This window comes from uncultured Campylobacter sp., from assembly GCF_944323605.1.
Taxonomy (GTDB): Bacteria; Campylobacterota; Campylobacteria; order Campylobacterales; family Campylobacteraceae; genus Campylobacter_D.
On the sequence record NZ_CALUTC010000011.1, the window covers coordinates 17,160 to 38,309 of the forward strand.

Sequence of the window (21,150 nt, forward strand, 5' to 3'; positions counted from 1 at the left end):
ACCGTTATTTAAAGTGATAGTTTGCATATTTGCTCCTTAATAATCTTTTAAATTTTTACTTGATAAATTCTAAAAACATCAAATTTATAATCAAAGATAAAAGCTAAAATCGTATAAAAGCTTACATAAAAATCATAAACGAACTAGGATTTTAATTTTAAAAAAGCAGCCCTAAGGGGGCTTAAAATTTTGAAAAATTAATTTTAAAATTTAAATCATAATTCATAAAAGGGAAATGCTATGAAAAAAATATTGCTTATCTTATTTATCCTTTTGCCGCTAATAGCAAAAGATAGCATAGTAATAGCGGTTGAAAATGAGCCTACTAGGCTAAATCCTGTCTTTAGCGAGGATCATGATAGTGTTTTAGCTCTTATATTTTCGGGTCTTACACGTTTTAATGATGATATGAGTTTAGAACCTGATTTAGCAAAATCTTGGACGATAAGTAAGGATGGGCTTGTTTATGAATTTGAACTTAGAAATGATGTGTTTTGGCACGACGGCGTTAAATTTAGTGCAAAAGATGTGGAATTTACTTTAAATACCTTGCTTGATAAAAAACTTTTAGCTCCTAGCAAAGATAATTTTAAAGATATAAAAAAAGTAGAGGTTTTAAGTGATACAAAGGTAAGAATTACGCTTTCAAAACCATTCCCACCTTTGCTTGATGCACTTAGTTTGGGTATGCTTCCTAAGCATATATTGCAAAAAGAGGATATAAATAAGGCTAAATTTAATCAAAAGCCTATAGGAACAGGTCCGTATAAATTAAAAATATGGAAAAAAGGATATTTTACAGAGCTAGAAGCAAATGATAAATTTTACCTTGGCAAAGTTAAGACAAAAAAACTCATATTAAAACACATAAAAGACCCAAAAATAGCGGCTACAGAACTAAAAAGCAATCTTGTTGATGTGGCTTTAATAGATTATGAAGTTCTTAAAGATTTTCAAAATGATAAAAATTTTAAAGTAAATATAGAAAAATCTGCTGATTACAGAGCCTTGATGTTTAATTTTAATAACAAATTCTTAAAAGATATAAATGTAAGAAAGGCTTTAAATTATGCGGTAGATAAAGAAAGTATAGTGAATAATTTATTGCATAATTTAGGTTTTGTAGCAAACCACCCTCTTGAAAATTCGTGGGCTGTTGGAAAACAATTTAAAAGCACTTACGAATACGATTTAAATAAAGCTGATGAATTTTTACAAAAAGCAGGATTTAAGAAAAATAAAAATGGAATTTATGAAAAGAATGGCGAAATTTTAGAATTTGAAATCTACACTATGAGTAATGATCCTTTGCGTGTTGCACTAACCCAAGTAATACTAAGCGAATTTAAAAAACTTGGAGTCGTGGCAAAAGGCATAGCTAAACCGGCTGGAAGCTTTGACTACACAAGGATAGATAGTTTTTTAGTAGGCTGGGGAAGTCCTTATGATCCAGATTTTCATACTTATAGGGTATTTGCAAGTGAAAAAGACTGGAATTTTGGGCATTATAGTGATAAAGAGGTAGATAAAAGTTTAAATTTAGCTAGAAATACTTTAGATAAAGAAGAAAGAAAAAAAGAATATCTAAATTTTGTAAAAGCTCTTGATGAAAACCCAGCTTTTATATTTATAGCATACATTGACTATCCTGTCGTGTTTAGAAAAGGTATAAACGGAGTAAAAAACTATATACTAGGCCATCACGGTGTTGGCTTTGCATACAATGCGTGGGAATGGAGTATAGATTAAGCCCTTAAAATCAAGCTTTTTGGTAAATTAAATTTATCAATTAGCTCTATTTCCTTGTTTCTCATTTCTCCATTATCACATTCATGATCAAATCCCAAAAGATGCAAAATGCCGTGTATAAACAAAATGCTAAGCTCCTCTTCAAAACTGTGCCCTAATTTCTTAGACATCCTTAAAGCTTCATCTTCATTTATAACTATGCTTCCAAGTATGGCATTTGGGACATCTTCTAAAGGAAAAGAAAGAACATCGGTGCTTTTATCGATATTTCTGTGTTTTAAATTCAATGCTCTCATTTCATCATCATTTACAAAGACAAGCTCTAAGTCTTTTTCACTCAAACTTTTAGCTATATCTTCTAAAATTTTAATTTCTCTATCGCAAAAAACCATAACTCCTCCATAAGATTAATATACTAAATTTTAGTAAAAAAACAAATATTATTTTTTTTGTATTGACTTTTTATCTTATTTTAGATATGATAAAAAAATTTAATTTTAGGGAAAGGGGCTTTATATGTTTAGTTTTTATATTGATAGCCGTTTTGCCCTTAATTTTATTTCTATGATGTATATGCACACGCTCGTGTGCAAGTAATTAATCTCCCCCGTATAAACACATATATACACAAAAGTAAAATCCAAAGTTTGAATGTTTTTTAACGTTCTATATTTTTATAAAAATTTTTAGGAGAAATAAAATGTCAAATTATACACAAAACACATTAGCACTACACGCAGGATATGATTACGATACTCAAAGAACTATAAGTGTTCCAATATACCAAAATACAGCTTACAGCTTTGAAAATTTAGAGCAAGCTGCTGCTAGATTTTCCTTGCAAGAGCTTGGCAATATATACTCTCGCCTTACAAATCCAACAAATGACGTCTTAGCTAGACGTTTAGCAGCTATTGAAGGTGGAACTTTTGCAAATGTTACTTCAAGCGGTTCGGCAGCAGTTTTTTACTCTCTTTTAAATTCTGCTCATAGCACGGATAATATCCTTTATTCTAATAAAATTTACGGTGGTTCGCAAACCCTACTTTCTTATGTCTTGCCAAAAAGATTTGGCATACAAGCAAAAAGTTTTGATATAGATAATCCAGCAAGTTTGGAAAAATTGATAGATGATAAAACTAAGGCTATATTTTTTGAAAGTCTTTCAAATCCTCAAATTTCCATAGCAGATACAAAAGCCATTACCGATATAGCTAAAAAATACGGCATTATAACAATATGTGATAATACCGTTGCGACTGCATTTTTGCATAAACCTTTTGATTTTGGGGTTGATATAGTGGTGTATAGTTTAAGTAAATACGTAAATGGTCAAGGTTCTACCCTAGGAGGAGCTATCATAGAAAGGGAAAATTTAAATGAGCTAATCAAAAACAATCCTAGATACGAAAGTTTTAATACCCCTGATGAAAGCTATCACGGTCTTGTTTATGCTGATTTACCTTTGCCTATATTTTCTATAAGAATAATAACAGAATGGCTAAGAAATATAGGTGCAACTCTTAGTGCTCAAAGTGCGTGGAATTTGATACAAGGGCTTGAAACTTTAGAGCTTAGAATTCAAAAACATAGTCAAAATGCACTAGAAGTAGCTAAATTTTTAGAAAGCCACCCTAAAATAAATTCTGTGTTTTATCCAGCACTTCAAAGCAATAAATACAACAATCTTCTTAAAAAATACTTCATAAATTCTCAAGCAAGTGGGCTTTTAAGCTTTGAAGCACAAAGTTATGAAGAGGCAAAGAAAATTTGTAACGAGGTAAAACTATTTACAATAGCTGCAAATTTAGGAGATTCTAAGTCTTTATTAATACACCCAGCATCAACTACTCATTCTCAACTTAGTAAAGAAGAGCTAGAAATAGCGGGGATTACGCCAAATACAGTAAGGCTTAGCATAGGCTTGGAAAGCACTTCTGATTTGATAGATGATTTAAAACAAGCCATAGAAAAATAATCCTGCTTAATGCAGGATTTTAGAAAGGAATTTTATGCCTGTTATAATACCAAAGGACATTCCAGCATTTAAAAAACTTGAAAAAAGCGTTTTTGTTATGGATACAAAAAGGGCAAATACACAAGATATAAGAGCTTTAGAGATCTTAATACTAAATTTAATGCCTATAAAAATTCAAACAGAAAATCAACTTTTAAGTTTGCTTGCAAATTCTCCTTTACAAGTAAATATAACTTTTTTATCTACACAAAGTTATATTGGAAAAAATACCTCAGCTATGCATCTTGACAAATTTTACAAAGGTATTGAGGATATAAGACAAAAGCATTTTGATGGAGCCATAGTAACAGGAGCTCCTGTAGAGCTTTTAAAATATGAAGAGGTAAAGTATTGGAATGAATTTAAAGATATACTTAACTTCTTAAAAAATAATGTAACAAGCACTATGTATATATGCTGGGGTGCTATGGCAGCGTTATATCACTTTTATGGGATAGACAAAACACTTCATAAGAAAAAAATTTCTGGAGTATATAAATGCAAGATAGTGAAAAATGATCTTGTGCTTACAAACTTAGACGATGAAATTTTAATACCAAATTCAAGATATGCAAGTATAGACGAAAACAAGGTAAAAAAATGCAAAGAGCTTAGAATTTTGCTTAAATCAAAAAAAGCTGGATTGGTCCTTGCAAGAGATAGAAATTCTTTATTTATGTTAGGACACCCTGAATACACTAAAAACACACTTGATTTAGAATATAAAAGAGATATAAAAGCAGGACTAAGGATAAAAAAACCTGTAAATTATTATGATAAAAAAGGAAATATTATGTATTCTTGGCGTTGCGAAGCAAATACTATTTTTGGAAATTGGCTAAATTATGATGTGTATCAAGCAACTCCATTTAAGCTTGACATAGAGCAAAAATCATAATCTAATCCGCAAAAAAGCGGATTAGATATAAATTACATAGCAAATGGTGCTACTAAAAAGCCAAGAGCCACAGATATAGCTATAGCCATAACTCCCGGTAAAAAAAAGGCGTGATTAAAGATAAATTTGCCTATGCGAGTTGTGCCTGTATCATCCATTTGCACCGCACCAAGCAAGGTAGGATAAGTAGGAAGAACAAACAGTGCAGAAACTGCAGCAAAACAAGCAACAAGCATGTAAGAATCTGCCGGATTTGCAGCAGAAATTCCAAGTGCTGATATGATGATAGGCGTGATTGCCTTAGCAGTTGCGGCCTGAGAATACAAAAGCATGGAGGCAAAAAAGAAAGCAACAGCTAGCATAGCAGGGCTTTGTTTTACCCATTCACCAGCCACATCTTTAATGGCTTGTTCGTGTCCGCTTACAAAGGTATTTCCAAGCCAGGCCACACCAAAAACGCAAATGCAAGCAGTCATACCGGCCTTAAAAACGCTTGTATCTGTTATCTTGCTAACATCAACCTTGCAAAATATCACAATCAAACAAGCCGCACTCAATAAAAAGCTCATAATCGCCGCATCTCTTGTCACCACAGGATTTTCTATCAAAGCGACATTACTTGAAATAGCAGTTGCATAAAGCACAACCGCCAAAACTGTAAATAAAAATATAAGCACAGAAAGCTTTGCACCCGGTTTATCCTCAACTTGTAAAACCTCTTGTGCGTCCTTTACAAGCCCAGCCTTTAATCTAGCTTGATAAACAGGGTCTGTATCTAGACGGGTATTTGTAAAAAGTCCTATGATAAGAGAGATTAGCATACAAGCTAAGGTGGTAGTTATAAGCCAAATTCCAAGTAAGGTAGGGTAATTCCATCCAAGTGGCTCTAAAACACCGCTCATATAAACAACCGCAGCTGAAACAGGAGAAGCGGTAATTCCAATTTGCGATGACACGACAGAAACCGAAAGAGGCACTGAAGGCTTGATGTTTTGTGCTTTTGCCACATCGATAATAACAGGCATTAGCGAAAATACCGCATTACCTGTTCCAGCTAAGATAGTAAGCCAATAGCAGCAGCAAGGTCCAAGATAGTTTATATACTTAGGATTTGCACGCAAAAGCTTTTCTGTAAGCCTTACTAAATAATCAAGGCCTCCGGCTTGTTGCATAGCAGATATAGCACAAATCGCAGCAGCTATGATTAAAATCACGTCCCAAGGTATGTTTCCGGGTTTCATTCCAAGCACTATACCAAGCACAACAACGCCAAGCCCACCAGCATAGCCAATGCCAATACCACCTAAGCGAATTCCCAAGAATATAGCACCTAAGAATACGACAAGTTGTATGATGATTTCCATAACACTATAATCCATAATCTCTCCTTATTTTTTAGCCTCTAAGTGAGGGTTTAGCATATTTTCAGGCTTTAAAATTTCATCGATTTGTTCCTTGCTTAAGAGCCCACGTTCTAGTGCAAGTTCAGCTACAGGCTTGCCTGTTTGCATAGCTTCTTTTGCTATAGAGGCTGAGTTTTCATAGCCTATGTAAGGATTTAAGGCTGTTACAATGCCAACAGAATTATAAACGAAATCAGCACAGATTTTTTCATTTGCAGTAATTCCATCTATACATTTATCAGCTAAGGTATGCATAGCTTTTTCAAGCATTATTATGGAATTAAAAAGATTGTAAGCAGCAACCGGCTCAAAGACATTTAGTTGTAGCTGTCCTCCCTCGCAAGCCATAGTGATAGTAACATCAGAGCCAATTACTTGAAAGCATACTTGATTTACAACCTCAGGGATAACAGGATTTACTTTGCCCGGCATTATAGAGCTACCTGGTTGCATTTTTGGTAAATTTATTTCATTTAAACCACATCTTGGACCAGAGCTTAACAATCTTAAGTCATTACAAACCTTAGAAAGCTTCACAGCAACCCTTTTTAGCACACCGCTTATTTGCACGAAACCACCGGTATCTTGTGTAGCTTCTATAAGGTCTTCAGCCACAACAAAATCGTGTCCGGTTACTTCTCTTATCTTTTTTTCAACAATTTTTGGATAATTAGGGTGAGAGTTTATACCAGTTCCTATGGCGGTGCCTCCCAAATTTATCTCTAAAATAAGCTTTCTAGCTTCTAAAACTCTTTGTATATCTTCACCTATCATAACCGCAAAAGTTTTAAATTCGCGTCCCAAAGTCATAGGCACAGCATCTTGAAGCTGAGTTCTACCCATTTTAAGAACGTTTTTAAACTCTTCTGCTTTTCTTTCATAAGATTTTTTAAGATGCTCCATAGCCTTAGCTAAATCACTTAAATAATCGTGTAAAGCAAGTTTTATAGCTGTAGGATAAGCATCATTTGTGCAAGGTTCCGTCATAATCGCTGATATTATCATTTATCAGCGTGGTTCCAACTGTTTTTAGGGCTTTTGAACCCGCACTTTTAAGGTCAACATCGTATTTATAAGAATCCTCAACCTTATCAAACAAATAATTACTTCTATTAAAATCATCGCACTGCCTAGCTATATAGGCTGCATTTAAACCAACATATTATAAATTTATGGAAATTGTAATCTTAAAAGGTTAACAAATCCGCCATTAAGGCGGATATTAAAGAGCAAAAGGAGCTATTAAAAAGCCTAGAGCAACAGCTAAGGCTATGGCTAAAACGCCCGGTAGAAAAAAGGCGTGATTAAAGATAAATTTGCCTATGCGAGTTGTGCCTGTATCATCCATTTGCACCGCACCAAGCAAGGTAGGATAAGTAGGAAGAACAAACAGTGCAGAAACTGCAGCAAAACAAGCAACAAGCATGTAAGAATCTGCCGGATTTGCAGCAGAAATTCCAAGTGCTGATATGATGATAGGCGTGATTGCCTTAGCAGTTGCGGCCTGAGAATACAAAAGCATGGAGGCAAAAAAGAAAGCAACAGCTAGCATAGCAGGGCTTTGTTTTACCCATTCACCAGCCACATCTTTAATGGCTTGTTCGTGTCCGCTTACAAAGGTATTTCCAAGCCAGGCCACACCAAAAACGCAAATGCAAGCAGTCATACCGGCCTTAAAAACGCTTGTATCTGTTATCTTGCTAACATCAACCTTGCAAAATATCACAATCAAACAAGCCGCACTCAATAAAAAGCTCATAATCGCCGCATCTCTTGTCACCACAGGATTTTCTATCAAAGCGACATTACTTGAAATAGCAGTTGCATAAAGCACAACCGCCAAAACTGTAAATAAAAATATAAGCACAGAAAGCTTTGCACCCGGTTTATCCTCAACTTGTAAAACCTCTTGTGCGTCCTTTACAAGCCCAGCCTTTAATCTAGCTTGATAAACAGGGTCTGTATCTAGACGGGTATTTGTAAAAAGTCCTATGATAAGAGAGATTAGCATACAAGCTAAGGTGGTAGTTATAAGCCAAATTCCAAGTAAGGTAGGGTAATTCCATCCAAGTGGCTCTAAAACACCGCTCATATAAACAACCGCAGCTGAAACAGGAGAAGCGGTAATTCCAATTTGCGATGACACGACAGAAACCGAAAGAGGCACTGAAGGCTTGATGTTTTGTGCTTTTGCCACATCGATAATAACAGGCATTAGCGAAAATACCGCATTACCTGTTCCAGCTAAGATAGTAAGCCAATAGCAGCAGCAAGGTCCAAGATAGTTTATATACTTAGGATTTGCACGCAAAAGCTTTTCTGTAAGCCTTACTAAATAATCAAGGCCTCCGGCTTGTTGCATAGCAGATATAGCACAAATCGCAGCAGCTATGATTAAAATCACGTCCCAAGGTATGTTTCCGGGTTTCATTCCAAGCACTATACCAAGCACAACAACGCCAAGCCCACCAGCATAGCCAATGCCAATACCACCTAAGCGAATTCCCAAGAATATAGCACCTAAGAATACGACAAGTTGTATGATGATTTCCATAACACTATAATCCATAATCTCTCCTTATTTTTTAGCCTCTAAGTGAGGGTTTAGCATATTTTCAGGCTTTAAAATTTCATCGATTTGTTCCTTGCTTAAGAGCCCACGTTCTAGTGCAAGTTCAGCTACAGGCTTGCCTGTTTGCATAGCTTCTTTTGCTATAGAGGCTGAGTTTTCATAGCCTATGTAAGGATTTAAGGCTGTTACAATGCCAACAGAATTATAAACGAAATCAGCACAGATTTTTTCATTTGCAGTAATTCCATCTATACATTTATCAGCTAAGGTATGCATAGCTTTTTCAAGCATTATTATGGAATTAAAAAGATTGTAAGCAGCAACCGGCTCAAAGACATTTAGTTGTAGCTGTCCTCCCTCGCAAGCCATAGTGATAGTAACATCAGAGCCAATTACTTGAAAGCATACTTGATTTACAACCTCAGGGATAACAGGATTTACTTTGCCCGGCATTATAGAGCTACCTGGTTGCATTTTTGGTAAATTTATTTCATTTAAACCACATCTTGGACCAGAGCTTAACAATCTTAAGTCATTACAAACCTTAGAAAGCTTCACAGCAACCCTTTTTAGCACACCGCTTATTTGCACGAAACCACCGGTATCTTGTGTAGCTTCTATAAGGTCTTCAGCCACAACAAAATCGTGTCCGGTTACTTCTCTTATCTTTTTTTCAACAATTTTTGGATAATTAGGGTGAGAGTTTATACCAGTTCCTATGGCGGTGCCTCCCAAATTTATCTCTAAAATAAGCTTTCTAGCTTCTAAAACTCTTTGTATATCTTCACCTATCATAACCGCAAAAGTTTTAAATTCGCGTCCCAAAGTCATAGGCACAGCATCTTGAAGCTGAGTTCTACCCATTTTAAGAACGTTTTTAAACTCTTCTGCTTTTCTTTCATAAGATTTTTTAAGATGCTCCATAGCCTTAGCTAAATCACTTAAATAATCGTGTAAAGCAAGTTTTATAGCTGTAGGATAAGCATCATTTGTGCTTTGAGATAAATTTACATGGTCATTTGGATGAAGGTATTGGTATTCTCCCTTTTTATGTCCTAAAATTTCAAGTGCTATATTTGCTATTACTTCGTTAGCATTCATATTTGTGCTTGTTCCAGCACCACCTTGTATCATATCAACTACAAACTGATCGTAATAACCGCCCTCTAAAATTTTATCGCAAGCTTTTATAATGGCTTCTTCTTTTTCCTTGTCAAGTAAGCCAAGCTCATAATTAGACATAGCAGCAGCTTTCTTTACTCTAGCTAATGCTCTAACAAAGCGAGGAAAATCTTTTAATCTATCGTGAGAGATATTAAAATTCTCTACCGCTCTAAAGGTTTGCACACCATAATAAACATCATTAGAAATCTCTAACTCACCGATGAAATCGTGTTCTTTTCTAGTAGACATAAATAAGTCTCCTTAAAATATAATTTAAAATACCTACTTGGCATTTTGCAGATATTTTAACAAAAAATTAACGAAATGTAGAAAAAAAAATATATTTTTTTTGAAAATAATTAAAATTTAATAATCTTTAAAAAGCTTATTTAAAAAATTTATCGATGTTTTTATCCTCTTTTATAAAAAAGGATAAAAACAAAAGCATTTATTAACACAAGAAAAATTAAAAACTCAAGCCTATATTAAAGCTTACTCCGTCCATATTTGTCTTGTAGCCTGTGTATTTTGATTTTAAACTTTGATATTCATATTCAACAGAGGCAAAAAGAGGTAAAAAACCTAGCTTTAGCCTAAGTCCTCCATTATAAGCAAAAGAATTTTCAAAAGTTCTGCTAAAAGTGCTGTAATTTGCACCAACATAAGGGGTTAAGCTTAACAAACTAAGGTCAAATTTATACCCTACAGAAAGTCCGTATTGCTGTCTTGAAAAATCGTAAAATTCTCCACTTATGCTTTGGTATTTGTATTGAGGTGCAATGACAAAATTTGAAAAACCAAGCCATATCCTAGCATTTGCACCAAAAGAACTGTAAGAATTTCCATTTATGTTTATGTTTCCACCTGAAGCACCTATTTCTGGACTTATGCTTAAAGAAAAGGCAGCAGAGCTAAAGATTAATAAAGATAATATTATTTTTTTCATTAAATTTTTCCTATTAATTTTTTAAAAATTTTATCAAAAAATTATAAATTTAAGATAATTAATATGATTTAAGATAAACTAAGCCTTTTTTTATACAAATTTCGCTAAACTTTTGCCTTTTTACCTTAAAGGATTAAAAATGATTAAAGATATGAGTCAAGATTTAAACAATTTTAAAGAAATAGATATAAGCAAGATGAAAAATCCCATTACTTTTTTTGGGTCAGCTAGGCTAAAAGAAGATGATAAATATTACAAAATGGCTAAAAATCTAGCAAAACTTTGTGTTAAAGAGGGTTTTACCATAGTAAGTGGCGGAGGTGGTGGCATAATGCAAGCCTCTAATAAAGGTGCGTTTTTAGGCTCAAAAGAGCTAAATTTAGATGAATTAAGGTCTGTTGGCTTTAATATTTATCTTCCTTTCGAGCAAAGATTAAACGACTTTGTAGGGTATAATATGGTATTTGACAATCTAGCCATTAGAAAAATGGCTCTTATAGATAAAAGTCTTGCTTTTGTTATCTTTCCCGGGGGATTTGGCACGCTTGATGAATTTTTTGAAGTTCTTACACTAAAGCAACTTGGCTTTAAAGAAGTTCCTATATTTGTCATAGGAAGTGAATTTTGGGCTAAATTTGATGATTTTATAAAAAGTTCGCTACTTGAAGCTGGAGTTATCTCAAATGGAGATGAAAAACTTTACGAACTTAGCGATGATTTGGATTATGTAGCAAAAAATTTAGCAAGGATAATTTTATGAAAATTTTAGTAGCTATGAGTGGTGGTGTAGATAGCACTGTAACAGCTTATACATTATTAAAAGAGGGTTATGAAGTAGAGGGCTGCTATATGAAGCTGCACTCAAAACCTAATTACCACGAAGAAAATATAAAAAAAGTGCAAAAAGCAGCTGATTTTTTGGGTATAAAATATCATATATTAGACTTGCAAGATGATTTTAACAAAGCAGTTTATATGCCTTTTATAAATTCATACAAAGAGGGAAAAACACCAAATCCTTGTGCTTTGTGTAACCGCTTTATAAAATTTGGAAAGCTACTTGATTTTGCAAAACAACTTGGCTTTGAAAAGCTTGCTACCGGGCATTATGCTAGGATTGAAGATGGACTTTTAAAAACTGCCTTTGATGAAAAGAAAGATCAAAGCTATTTTTTAGCAAATGTAAAAAAAGAAGTTTTAAAGCATTTAATCTTACCGCTTGGAACAAAGAAAAAAGAAGATATAAAACACTTTGCTTCGACCATAAAAGAGCTTGAAAGCTTCGCTACTCAAAAAGAAAGTGCTGAAATTTGTTTTGTTGAAAATACCTATGTTGATGTGCTTAGCAAATTTATGAATACAGATTTAAAAGGAGAAGTTCTTAATAGCAAAGGCGATATTATCGGCAAACATAAAGGATATATGCATTATACCATAGGCAAAAGAAAAGGTTTTGAGCTTAAACAAGCCCACGAACCTCATTATGTCTTAGGCATAAATGCAAACAAAAATCAAATAATAGTCGGAAAAAAAGATGAACTTAAGGTTGATGAATTTAGCTTAAAAGATATAAATTTGTTTGTAGATGCAAAAACAATAAACTGTGCTGTAAAAATAAGATACAAAAGCAAGGCTAGCGACTGTGAGCTTGTGATAAATGATGATAATAGTGCAAATATAAAATTAAAAGAAAGTGTTTATGGGCTTGCAAAAGGTCAAATGGCTGTGTTTTATGATAAGGATACTGTTTTAGCTAGTGGTTTTATAGACTAAAATAGATCCTTAATGGCTATATCCCAAGTAAGAAGATTAAATTTTTGCAAAATTCCACAAACAATAGCACAGCAAAGCCCAGCCAAAGCACCTGCTAATATATCATCTAGCATTACTCCTAGCCCGCCTTTAACGTTCTCATCAACTCTTCTTATTATAGAGGGTTTTGTTATGTCAAAAATTCTAAAAAAAACAAAAGATAATATAAAACTAAAAACGGTAGAGCCATAAACACTAAGTGCTAAAAATACTCCTGCAACCTCATCTATAACTATGTGTTTATTATCGTGCTCTCCGCCTTCTTGCTCGTAAGCATTTACTGATGAAATTCCAGCTAAAAAGATAAGAATACAAAGTAAAAACAAGGTCTGCACTCCAAGATACTTAAGCACAAAAAAAGCAGGTATAAGTGCTGCTATAGTGCCAAAAGTGCCGGGTGCTACAGATACAGAACCAAAATAAAAAAAAGTTAAAAAAATCTTTCTCATTAAACTACACCGTATGCGTGATTTGATACAATTTTAAAAGCTGATTATAAAAATCCTCATCTTGTCTATTTTCAAGTATGCCTTCATTTGTAAAAAGGTCATTATACATTTGTTGCATATTTTTAAAGCGATTTGGAAAAAGATTTGAAAGTATGATGTTTGATGTCCTAGCCCTCATAAAAATAGTAGGCACGATTATACCAAGCCTTAAAAACCTTCTAAGTGCAGAACTATTAAATTTAACATGATGATGAGAACCGTGAGGACAAGATTTCATAGAAACTATACTTTTACATTTCTCACAAAAAACTTGTTCTGGTAACACGACAACTTCTATCCCGCATTCTTGTGAAAAACTATCAAACATTGTTTTTGTTCTATTTTCATCATAAAACATACTAAGACCGTAGTGGTTTTGCCCGACAACTAATTTAGTGCAACCTAAATTTTTAGATATTATGCCTTCTAGTAAAGGGTTTAAATGTGCTCTAAAAAGCTCGATATTTTTCAAAGGAAAAACAAATATTTTATCTCTTGGCAAATAATGCTTGATAAAATCATTAAAATACTTCAACTTAAGCTCAAAGTTAAAACCGCTATTATCAAAAGATTCTATCAAAAATACCACAAGCAAATCAGCCTTATCAATAGCCCAGCGAAAAATCCTTTCGTGTCCTTTGTGTAAGGGATCTAAGCTTGTTATTATACCGGTTATATTTTGTGCGTTTAAAATTCGCTTTCTTTTTTCAAATTCTTGTTTGATTTTTTTAATTTCTGAATTAAAAACCTCAAAAGGACCTGATACGCAAGTTTCTCCTATATCTCTTATATCGCAGTGATTTGGCGTAAAAATCCCGACTATGCTTTTATCGTTTTTGAACTTACTCTGAACTGATAACCTAGCCACAAGCTCATCATTACAAAATAAATCAAGCTCTTCATTTATCTTTGTATTTTTTAATACATTCTCGTATTCTACAGAATAAAAAGTAAAAGGGTAAGGAAAAGAATTCGCATCAACACCTTTTACTATACTATCTCTCTCATCTTTACCCATAAGATGAGTGCAAGAACCTAATAAACCTTCATTAATCAAGCAAAGAATTTGGTATTCATTTTCACTTATATTAATTTTTTTATTTCTTTTTTGTGAGCCCATATTTTTTCCTTTTTTCCCACAATGATTTTCGCGAAATACCAAGTTTTTTCGATAAATCAGTATCCGGAAATACATTTTGATAAGATGTAACTATGTATTTTACATATTCATCTATAGTTAAAATCTCGTTATCATTAAGGCTTTTTTCTCCTTGACCAAGATCTATAATCTTTATTCCACTATTTTTAGGTAAGCTTGTATGGATTATAACGGGTTTTTTGACAACTTCACTAAGAAGCAAATCTTGTTCTTGCTCTTTTAGGGACTGTAGATTAAACAAAAACAAAAAGTCAAAACTATTTAAAAGAGATATTATGTTATCTAGTTTTAAACCTAAAGAAAGATCTATGCAAGAAAAATTAGAATTATTCTTTTCAGCATATCTAAAAACAAAAGCATCAGCATTTATCTGCTTATGAGCCTTTATCATCAATGGAAGTTTAATCTTTTTATATTCAAAATCCCTTATATTTGCACGTTTTATATGAGATTCTATATAGCTTTTATATGTTTTATTCATAAGCTCTGAATTTTTATATCTTTGAAAATGCTCTATTTTTCTAATCAGCTCTTCTATCATAAAAGGCTTTTGAACGTAATCAAGAGCACCGGCTTTTAACGGATTTACAACGGTATCTATGCTTATGTAAGATGTTAGTAAGATAATAACACTATCCTTGAAAGAATGTATAAGTCTTTCAAAACCGTCTATACTCGTTGAAAGTAGTAAAACATCATAATGTGCATTTTTATCTACATTAGATACATCGTTAGCTACAAAACAAGTATAGTCCATAACACTAAGCTTATTGCTTATACTCTGAGCTAAATAAAGTTCATTTTCTACTATTAAAACTTTCATATCTTTGTCCAATCAAAATATTTTAAATTTACCGCACAAAGCACTGCTATACCTTCCTTTCTGCCAATGAAACCTAGTTTTTCAGTTGTGCTTGCTTTTACACTAATCTTAAAACTACCCACATTTAAACAATTTGCAATATTTTGCGATATTTCATCTTTAAATTTAAAAAGTTTTGGTTCTTCAGCCACTACCGTTATATCAGCATTTACTAGCTCGAATCCGTAAGATAAAACAAGCTCATAAACCTTTGCTAAAAGTTTCATAGAATCTGCATTTTTATACACTTTGCTAGTATTTGGAAAATGCTCTCCTATATCACCTAAGTTTGCAGCACCCAGCAAGGCATCGCTTAAGGAATGAGCCAAAACATCTCCATCAGAATGAGCTTTTAATCCCGTATGATAAGGTATCTTAACACCTCCTAGTAAAAGATCTCTATCTTCTCCAAATTCATGCACATCAAAACCTGTCCCACAAAAAAATTCTTTTTCTGGCGGTGGTAAAGACATAGTTTTTAAATCATTTTTATATGTTAATTTCTTTGTTTTTTCATCTCCAGCAACAAAGCCTAGCTTTCCACCAACATAAGCTATAGCGGAGCTATCATCGATAAATTCTTTTTCACTACCTAAAGCTTTTTTAAGCAAATTTGTTTTTGATAATTGTGGAGTTTGTATAAGTTTTATCTCTTCTCTTTTTAGCAATTTTTCACCATATAAACTAGTATCGCACACAGTTAAAAATGGGCTTACACAGTCATAATTATTAGCTTCATTTATAAGTCTTAAAAAAAGATCCTTTGAAACAAAAACCCTCGCCACATCACTAACCATAACAAAATTACTATCTACAAATTCTAAAGCTTTTTTTAAAGAAGAAGACCTGCTTTCTCCTCCATCTACTATATGAAAATCTTTAGTAAATTTTTTCATATAAGCACTGTTACTAGAGGTAACAATTATCTTTTTAAAATCATAAAAAGAAGCTAAATTTTTTGTAGCATAGAGCCAAAGTGGTTCATCTCCTAATCTTATAAACTGTTTTTTTACAGGTAAAGAAAAACGAGTAGAATCTCCAGCAGCAAGCATAATAAGGCTTATATCAAGCACACTTATCCCCTTAATGACATTTATTTTTCAAATTATATAAATAAAAAGCTAAATTTTACATTTTTATAGTAGAATCATTTTTTTTTATCAAGGAAAAACTATGCAAAACAATATAGATACCATAAAAAACAAACTAAAAGAGATTATATATCCCGGATTTCAAAAGGATATAGTTAGCTTTGGTTTTTTAAAAGAGCTGTCTTTGAATGAAGATAAAATTGATATAAAACTTGAAATTCCATCATCAAATCCACAAGTTTCAAAGGAATTAGAAAATAAAATACAAGAAGCATTGAAAGATTTTAAGCAAATAAATTTAGAAATAAAAACTCCTGACTTATCTTCTTTAAAACAAGAAACAAGCACTAAAAATTTATTGCCAAATGTGAAATATTTTTTGATGATTTCAAGTGGAAAAGGCGGGGTTGGAAAAAGCACAAGTGCCGTAAATTTAGCTATATCTTTTTCAAAAATGGGCAAAAAAGTAGGACTTTTAGACTGCGATATTTATGGACCAAATTTAGCTAGAATGTTGGGTATAAACGATGAAAAGCCTGAAGTAGTAGGGACTAAACTAAAACCTATCTATACGCACGGACTTTATGTTATGAGTATGGCACTTTTAATAAATGAAGGGCAAGGGCTTATTTGGCGTGGGGCTATGATTATGAAAGCTGTTGAACAGTTGCTAAGCGATGTTTTATGGCCTGAACTTGATATTTTGGTGCTTGATATGCCTCCTGGCACAGGAGATGCACAACTTACCGCTGCACAAAATATACCAATAAATGCTGGAATTTGCATTAGCACTCCTCAAATGGTTTCATTAGATGATAGTAAAAGATCTTTAGATATGTTTGCTAAGCTTCATATACCAATAGCAGGTATAATAGAAAATATGAGTGGTTTTTTATGTCCTGATAATGGCAAAGAATATGAAATTTTTGGAAAGGGAAATGCAGCTTTAATGGCTAAGGAATATAATTGCGAACTTTTAGCTCAAATTCCTATTGAAATTTCTATCAGAGAAGGCGGGGATAATGGAAAGCCTGTAAGTTTTTATGAGCCAAATTCACTAAGTTCGCAAAGATATTTACAAGCTTGTGATAAAATTTTAACTTTTTTAGAAAAACAAAAAAATGTGAGTAACGCTAGCATTCAACCGATTATGAATGGCAAAAGTGCTTGCTCTTAAAGGGGATAAGGTGTTAATAAATTCAAAAGATGATTTCAAAAATTTTGTAAAGGAAATAGAGTCAAAAGCCACTTACAAAAAACCTAAGGCTTTTGGTATAGCAAGGCTTGAAAAAGGGCAGTTAAACACAGAAAAAACCTTACAAGCTTCATTTGCTTTAGTAAATTACGAAGAAAATTTCGGCTCTTTTGCTGTTTTGTTTGAAGCTTTTTCTCAAAGAGGATTAGACATTGGCAAAGAAAGTGAAGCAGTGCTTGAGCTTGAAAAAGAAGATATAGACTTTGCCCTTGCTTGTTTTAAGCCTTTTTTAAACGAAGCAGGACACAAAAATATAGATGTATTAAAGTCGGTAAAGAAAAATTTTTCTAAAGGAAAATTTGCTTTTGTCGCTATTTTTGAAGATGAAAAACCAAAAACTGTTGAATGCGTTTATTTGAAACTTTATTTGCTCTCTAGCAAAAAAGTGGCTTTAAGAAGTATAAATTTAGACGGAGCATTTGCTGTGTTGCCAAATGTAGCTTGGAGCAATGATAAACCTATAGAACTAGAATATTTAAGACAAAATGAAATAGAATTAAAAATGAGTGCAGCATATCCAAAGATAGATTTTGTCGATAAATTTCCAAGATTCTTAGCTCACATAATACCTGAAGATAATACTAGAATTTTAGAAAGCTCTAAGGTTAGAATGGGTGCTGTCTTGGCAGCTGGAACAACGATAATGCCGGGTGCTGCTTATGTAAATTTCAACTCTGGAACTACCGGAGCTTGTATGGTTGAAGGTAGAGTTAGCTCAAGTGTTGTAGTTGGAGAAGGAACAGATATAGGAGGCGGTGCTTCTATACTTGGGGTTTTAAGCGGAACAAGCGGAAACGCTATAAGCATAGGAAAGAAATGCCTTCTTGGTGCAAATTCAGTAACAGGAATACCTTTAGGAGATAACTGCATAGTAGATGCAGGAATAGCAGTGCTTGAAGGGACTAAATTCTTTGTAAATGATAAAACAGAACTTGAGAATTTAAACAAAGGCTTTAAATTTAGCAAGGATATTTATAAAGGTATAGAATTAGCAGGTCTTAACGGACTTCATTTTAGAATGAATTCTCAAAGCGGACAAATGAGTGTTTCTTTAAACAAAAAAGCTGTAAAATTAAATGAGGCTTTGCATTAAATTTAAAAACAAAAAAATAAAAATTTATGCAAAAATTTGTTATAATCTTGTTTGTTATTTGTTTAAAATTAAAGGATTAATCTTGAGTTTTGATGTAGATATGAATGAACTTTTAGTAGATAGTGTTGAGCACCTACCTCCATTACCACAAACCGTTATGGCTTTACAAGAATACATAGCTAGAGCAGGATCTGAAGCAAGCGTAGATAAAGTAGCACAGATTGTATCAGCTGATCCGCTTATAACTGCTAGATTGCTGCAACTTGCGAATTCTCCATTTTATAGTTTTAAAAGCAAAATAACAACATTACAACAAGTAGTATCCTTGCTTGGAATAAGCAATGTAAAAAATATAATTATGGCAGATTCTGTAAATAACAACTTTAAAGTAGATGTGTCTCCTTACGGTTTAGATACAAATCAATTCTTACAAAAAAGAAACGAAGAAGCTGAATTTATCTCATCTTGGCTCTTAGATGAGGATAGACAGTTAGCTTATATGCTCGTTCCTTGTGCTATGCTTTTAAGACTTGGAATGATGGTTTTTTCTAATTTTTTAATACAAAACAAAAAAGATAAAGAATTTTTAGATTTACTAAAAAAATATAATTTTTCTAATGTATCCTTAGTTGAGGAAGAATTTTTAGGTGTTGATCACATATCCTTTTTGGGATTTTTATTTAATAAATGGAATTTTGATGAAGAGCTTATAGAAACAATTTGTTTTGTGAATACTCCACACGCAGCAGAAGGAAAAATAGTTAAGAGTGCTTATGCTCTAGCTATAGTAAGCTGTATATTTGCTCCACATAGTGGAGGGTCTGCTTTTATGGTAGAAAATGCTATATCTTTAATAAAAGAAGCTAAGCAAAAGAACATAAATTTTGACTTGAATAATTTTATATCAAAGCTTCCACCATTTGCAAGGGCTAATCTTAAACAAGCTTAATGACAAGCCTGATATTGCCTCCCAATACCTTTTTGGATAATTATGTATTAAATGCACAGTTTCATAAGGTAGCTGGGATTTCTAAAAATGCTTACAAATTCTGGAAAAATGCTATGGTAGCTAGGTATCAAGGCACCAGAGTTATTTTTTTAAATAAAGACTGTATTTTAAAAAAACACCAAAATAGTTTAAATTTATGTGATGATTTAAGTGGTTTTACATTGGCTTCTGCTTTTTGTTCTTTCACAACGCTTTCTCCATCTCATTTAGTAAAAAAAAATAATTCGCAAATTTACAAATTGCTAGAGATAAAAGAAGTTTGTGGGATAAAATTTGTAAATTTAAAAGCATTTTATGATTTTTTAGGACTTGACTACTATCATTATATATACATAGAAAAGTGCCATTTTTTTAGCCCAACTCCACTAGAAAAAAAGATAAAAATCACTCCTACGCTTTGTGTTGGTTATTATTAAGTAATTTAGAAAAACTAATATATACAAACATAGCTATAAAAGAACACAAAAGTATTACACAAGCTAATATTAAAGGTGTATTTGCTTCAAGTAAGCCTACTATAAAAGACACAGTCCCAGCTAAAGCAAATTGTATAGCTCCAAGAGTTGCTGAAGCTGTGCCTGAATGCTCCTTAAATTGAGACATAGCTAAACTTGTCGCGTTTGGCATTATAAATCCTAACATAGACAAGGTCACAAATAAAGATATTTCAAAAAGCAAAAAAGATTCCTTGCTAAAAGCCCCAAGACAAAGCACGAAAGCAAAAACAGTCATAGTGATAAAAGCTCTTTTAAGTATTGTTTGTGGGGTAAATTTTTTAAGTAAAAAACTGTTGATATTAGCAAAAATTGCAAAGCCAAGAGCATTTACAGCAAAAACTATAGAATAAGAAAATTCGCTTAAAGAAAAAAAGTTTATAAACACAAAGGCTGAACCGGTTATATAAGCAAATATAGTAGCTATAGCAAATGCTGCTGCTATGGTATAAACCATAAACATTTTATTGCTTAATACTAATTTATAGCTATGCAGAGTATCTTTAAATGAAAATATAGCTCTTTCATCAATTTTTACACTCTCTTTAAGATAAAAAATTATCATAAATAAAAGAAAAAAACCTACTAAAAAAAGCGTTACAAATATACTTTGCCAAGAAAAAAATTCAAGCAAAATTCCACCAAATACAGGAGAAAGCATAGGTGCAAGAGATGAAATAACCATCATTAAAGCAAAAACATTTATAGCCTCTTTTAGTTCAAATAAATCATTTACTATAGCTCTTGCTATAACGACTCCCGCACAGCCGCCCAAAGCTTCTAAAAAACGTAAGATTATAAAAAGATTTATATCATCAACCAAAATACAAGCTATGCTAGAGGATATAAAAAGGACTAAACCAGCTATGACTGGTTTCTTTCTGCCAAATATATCGCTTAATGGTCCATATATTAATTGTCCGAAAGCAAAACCTATAAAAAATGAAGCTATGCTAAGTTGAGTTAGGTAAGATGAAGTAGAAAAACTTGTTTTTACATTTTCAAGAGCTGGTAAATACATATCGGTAGATATTGGAGCAACGCTTGACATAAGTGCTAATATAAATACCAACTTAGCTTTTTCAAAGCCTTGAATTTTAGTCTTTGTTTGCATATTTTTCCTTAAAAAAATTGTAAT

General features: G+C 32.7%; 20 protein-coding genes and 1 pseudogene. 9 read left to right on the forward strand and 12 right to left on the reverse strand.

The annotated features are described in order from the left end of the window. Window positions 1–240: 240 nt before the first annotated feature. Complete coding sequence (locus tag Q0J35_RS06760; RefSeq protein ID WP_297194423.1) at window positions 241–1,749, forward strand: ABC transporter substrate-binding protein; 1,509 nt, start codon at window positions 241–243, stop codon at window positions 1,747–1,749. Here the strand turns inward: Q0J35_RS06760 and ybeY are convergent. Then, the gene (gene ybeY, locus Q0J35_RS06765) at window positions 1,746–2,141 is read right to left on the reverse strand and encodes an rRNA maturation RNase YbeY (RefSeq protein WP_297194425.1); all 396 of its coding nucleotides are present in this window, start codon (window positions 2,139–2,141) and stop codon (window positions 1,746–1,748) included. The genes Q0J35_RS06760 and ybeY overlap by 4 nt on opposite strands. Window positions 2,142–2,449: 308 nt before the next feature. Between ybeY and Q0J35_RS06770 the strand changes: the two genes are divergently transcribed. Together Q0J35_RS06770 and metA are read left to right on the forward strand one after the other, a co-directional pair. Next, window positions 2,450–3,727, forward strand: a complete 1,278-nt coding sequence (locus tag Q0J35_RS06770) for an aminotransferase class I/II-fold pyridoxal phosphate-dependent enzyme (RefSeq protein WP_297194427.1) — start codon at window positions 2,450–2,452, stop codon at window positions 3,725–3,727. Between the two features lie 34 nt (window positions 3,728–3,761). Continuing rightward, window positions 3,762–4,664 (forward strand): homoserine O-succinyltransferase, encoded by a 903-nt coding sequence (gene metA / locus Q0J35_RS06775; protein WP_297194429.1) that lies wholly within the window; start codon window positions 3,762–3,764, stop codon window positions 4,662–4,664. 32 nt (window positions 4,665–4,696) lie between these two features. Here metA and Q0J35_RS06780 read toward each other — a convergent pair whose 3' ends face one another. From Q0J35_RS06780 to Q0J35_RS06805, 6 genes and pseudogenes are all read right to left on the reverse strand, one after another. After that, window positions 4,697–6,043, reverse strand: a complete 1,347-nt coding sequence (locus Q0J35_RS06780; protein WP_297194431.1) for an anaerobic C4-dicarboxylate transporter — start codon at window positions 6,041–6,043, stop codon at window positions 4,697–4,699. A 9-nt stretch (window positions 6,044–6,052) separates the two neighbouring features. Continuing rightward, window positions 6,053–7,039 (reverse strand): annotated as a pseudogene (locus Q0J35_RS06785) (aspartate ammonia-lyase); the annotation flags it as partial. Continuing rightward, complete coding sequence (locus Q0J35_RS06790; protein ID WP_297194433.1) at window positions 7,032–7,166, reverse strand: hypothetical protein; 135 nt, start codon at window positions 7,164–7,166, stop codon at window positions 7,032–7,034. The pseudogene Q0J35_RS06785 and the gene Q0J35_RS06790, both read right to left, overlap by 8 nt. A 123-nt stretch (window positions 7,167–7,289) precedes the next feature. Then, entirely contained in the window at window positions 7,290–8,636 is a 1,347-nt protein-coding gene (locus Q0J35_RS06795) for an anaerobic C4-dicarboxylate transporter (protein ID WP_297194435.1), read from the reverse strand. A 9-nt stretch (window positions 8,637–8,645) separates the two neighbouring features. Next, window positions 8,646–10,052, reverse strand: coding sequence for an aspartate ammonia-lyase (gene aspA / locus Q0J35_RS06800; RefSeq protein ID WP_297194437.1), 1,407 nt, complete (start codon window positions 10,050–10,052; stop codon window positions 8,646–8,648). A 217-nt stretch (window positions 10,053–10,269) separates the two neighbouring features. Beyond that, complete coding sequence (locus tag Q0J35_RS06805; protein ID WP_297194439.1) at window positions 10,270–10,749, reverse strand: hypothetical protein; 480 nt, start codon at window positions 10,747–10,749, stop codon at window positions 10,270–10,272. A 139-nt stretch (window positions 10,750–10,888) separates the two neighbouring features. On the opposite strand from Q0J35_RS06805, the gene Q0J35_RS06810 reads away from it, so the two are divergent. Next, window positions 10,889–11,509, forward strand: coding sequence for a TIGR00730 family Rossman fold protein (locus Q0J35_RS06810; protein WP_297194441.1), 621 nt, complete (start codon window positions 10,889–10,891; stop codon window positions 11,507–11,509). Further along, entirely contained in the window at window positions 11,506–12,522 is a 1,017-nt protein-coding gene (gene mnmA, locus Q0J35_RS06815) for a tRNA 2-thiouridine(34) synthase MnmA (protein WP_297194443.1), read from the forward strand. The genes Q0J35_RS06810 and mnmA overlap by 4 nt, the downstream gene beginning before the upstream one ends. Here the strand turns inward: mnmA and Q0J35_RS06820 are convergent. From Q0J35_RS06820 to Q0J35_RS06835, 4 genes are read right to left on the reverse strand one after another with little or no spacing between them, the layout of a single operon-like run. Next, window positions 12,519–13,010 carry a phosphatidylglycerophosphatase A gene (locus tag Q0J35_RS06820; RefSeq protein WP_297194445.1) on the reverse strand — a complete coding sequence of 164 codons (492 nt, stop codon included), beginning with the start codon at window positions 13,008–13,010 and terminating at the stop codon, window positions 12,519–12,521. The two genes, mnmA and Q0J35_RS06820, sit on opposite strands and share 4 nt — an antisense overlap. Window positions 13,011–13,014: 4 nt before the next feature. After that, window positions 13,015–14,169 (reverse strand): sulfate adenylyltransferase, encoded by a 1,155-nt coding sequence (locus Q0J35_RS06825; RefSeq protein WP_297194447.1) that lies wholly within the window; start codon window positions 14,167–14,169, stop codon window positions 13,015–13,017. Next, entirely contained in the window at window positions 14,147–15,031 is an 885-nt protein-coding gene (locus tag Q0J35_RS06830; RefSeq protein ID WP_297194449.1) for a response regulator, read from the reverse strand. Before Q0J35_RS06830 ends, Q0J35_RS06825 begins: the two co-directional genes overlap by 23 nt. After that, complete coding sequence (locus tag Q0J35_RS06835) at window positions 15,028–16,143, reverse strand: bifunctional 2-C-methyl-D-erythritol 4-phosphate cytidylyltransferase/2-C-methyl-D-erythritol 2,4-cyclodiphosphate synthase (protein WP_297194451.1); 1,116 nt, start codon at window positions 16,141–16,143, stop codon at window positions 15,028–15,030. Before Q0J35_RS06835 ends, Q0J35_RS06830 begins: the two co-directional genes overlap by 4 nt. Before the next feature lie 100 nt (window positions 16,144–16,243). On the opposite strand from Q0J35_RS06835, the gene Q0J35_RS06840 reads away from it, so the two are divergent. The 4 genes from Q0J35_RS06840 (at window position 16,244) to Q0J35_RS06855 (ending at window position 19,934) form a co-directional block, all read left to right on the forward strand. Continuing rightward, window positions 16,244–17,338, forward strand: coding sequence for an Mrp/NBP35 family ATP-binding protein (locus tag Q0J35_RS06840; protein ID WP_297194453.1), 1,095 nt, complete (start codon window positions 16,244–16,246; stop codon window positions 17,336–17,338). Next, a complete protein-coding gene (locus tag Q0J35_RS06845; protein WP_297194456.1) occupies window positions 17,316–18,509 on the forward strand; it encodes a tetrahydrodipicolinate N-succinyltransferase N-terminal domain-containing protein in 1,194 nt (397 codons plus the stop codon). The genes Q0J35_RS06840 and Q0J35_RS06845 overlap by 23 nt, the downstream gene beginning before the upstream one ends. Window positions 18,510–18,609: 100 nt before the next feature. Continuing rightward, window positions 18,610–19,458 carry an HDOD domain-containing protein gene (locus Q0J35_RS06850; RefSeq protein ID WP_297194506.1) on the forward strand — a complete coding sequence of 283 codons (849 nt, stop codon included), beginning with the start codon at window positions 18,610–18,612 and terminating at the stop codon, window positions 19,456–19,458. Beyond that, on the forward strand, window positions 19,458–19,934 hold the full coding sequence (locus tag Q0J35_RS06855; RefSeq protein WP_297194458.1) for a cysteine permease: 477 nt from the start codon (window positions 19,458–19,460) through the stop codon (window positions 19,932–19,934). The genes Q0J35_RS06850 and Q0J35_RS06855 overlap by 1 nt, the downstream gene beginning before the upstream one ends. On the opposite strand, the gene Q0J35_RS06860 is transcribed toward Q0J35_RS06855, so the two are convergent. After that, window positions 19,909–21,126: a multidrug effflux MFS transporter gene (locus tag Q0J35_RS06860; protein ID WP_297194460.1), complete on the reverse strand. Its 1,218-nt coding sequence runs from the start codon at window positions 21,124–21,126 to the stop codon at window positions 19,909–19,911. The two genes, Q0J35_RS06855 and Q0J35_RS06860, sit on opposite strands and share 26 nt — an antisense overlap. Window positions 21,127–21,150: the final 24 nt, after the last annotated feature.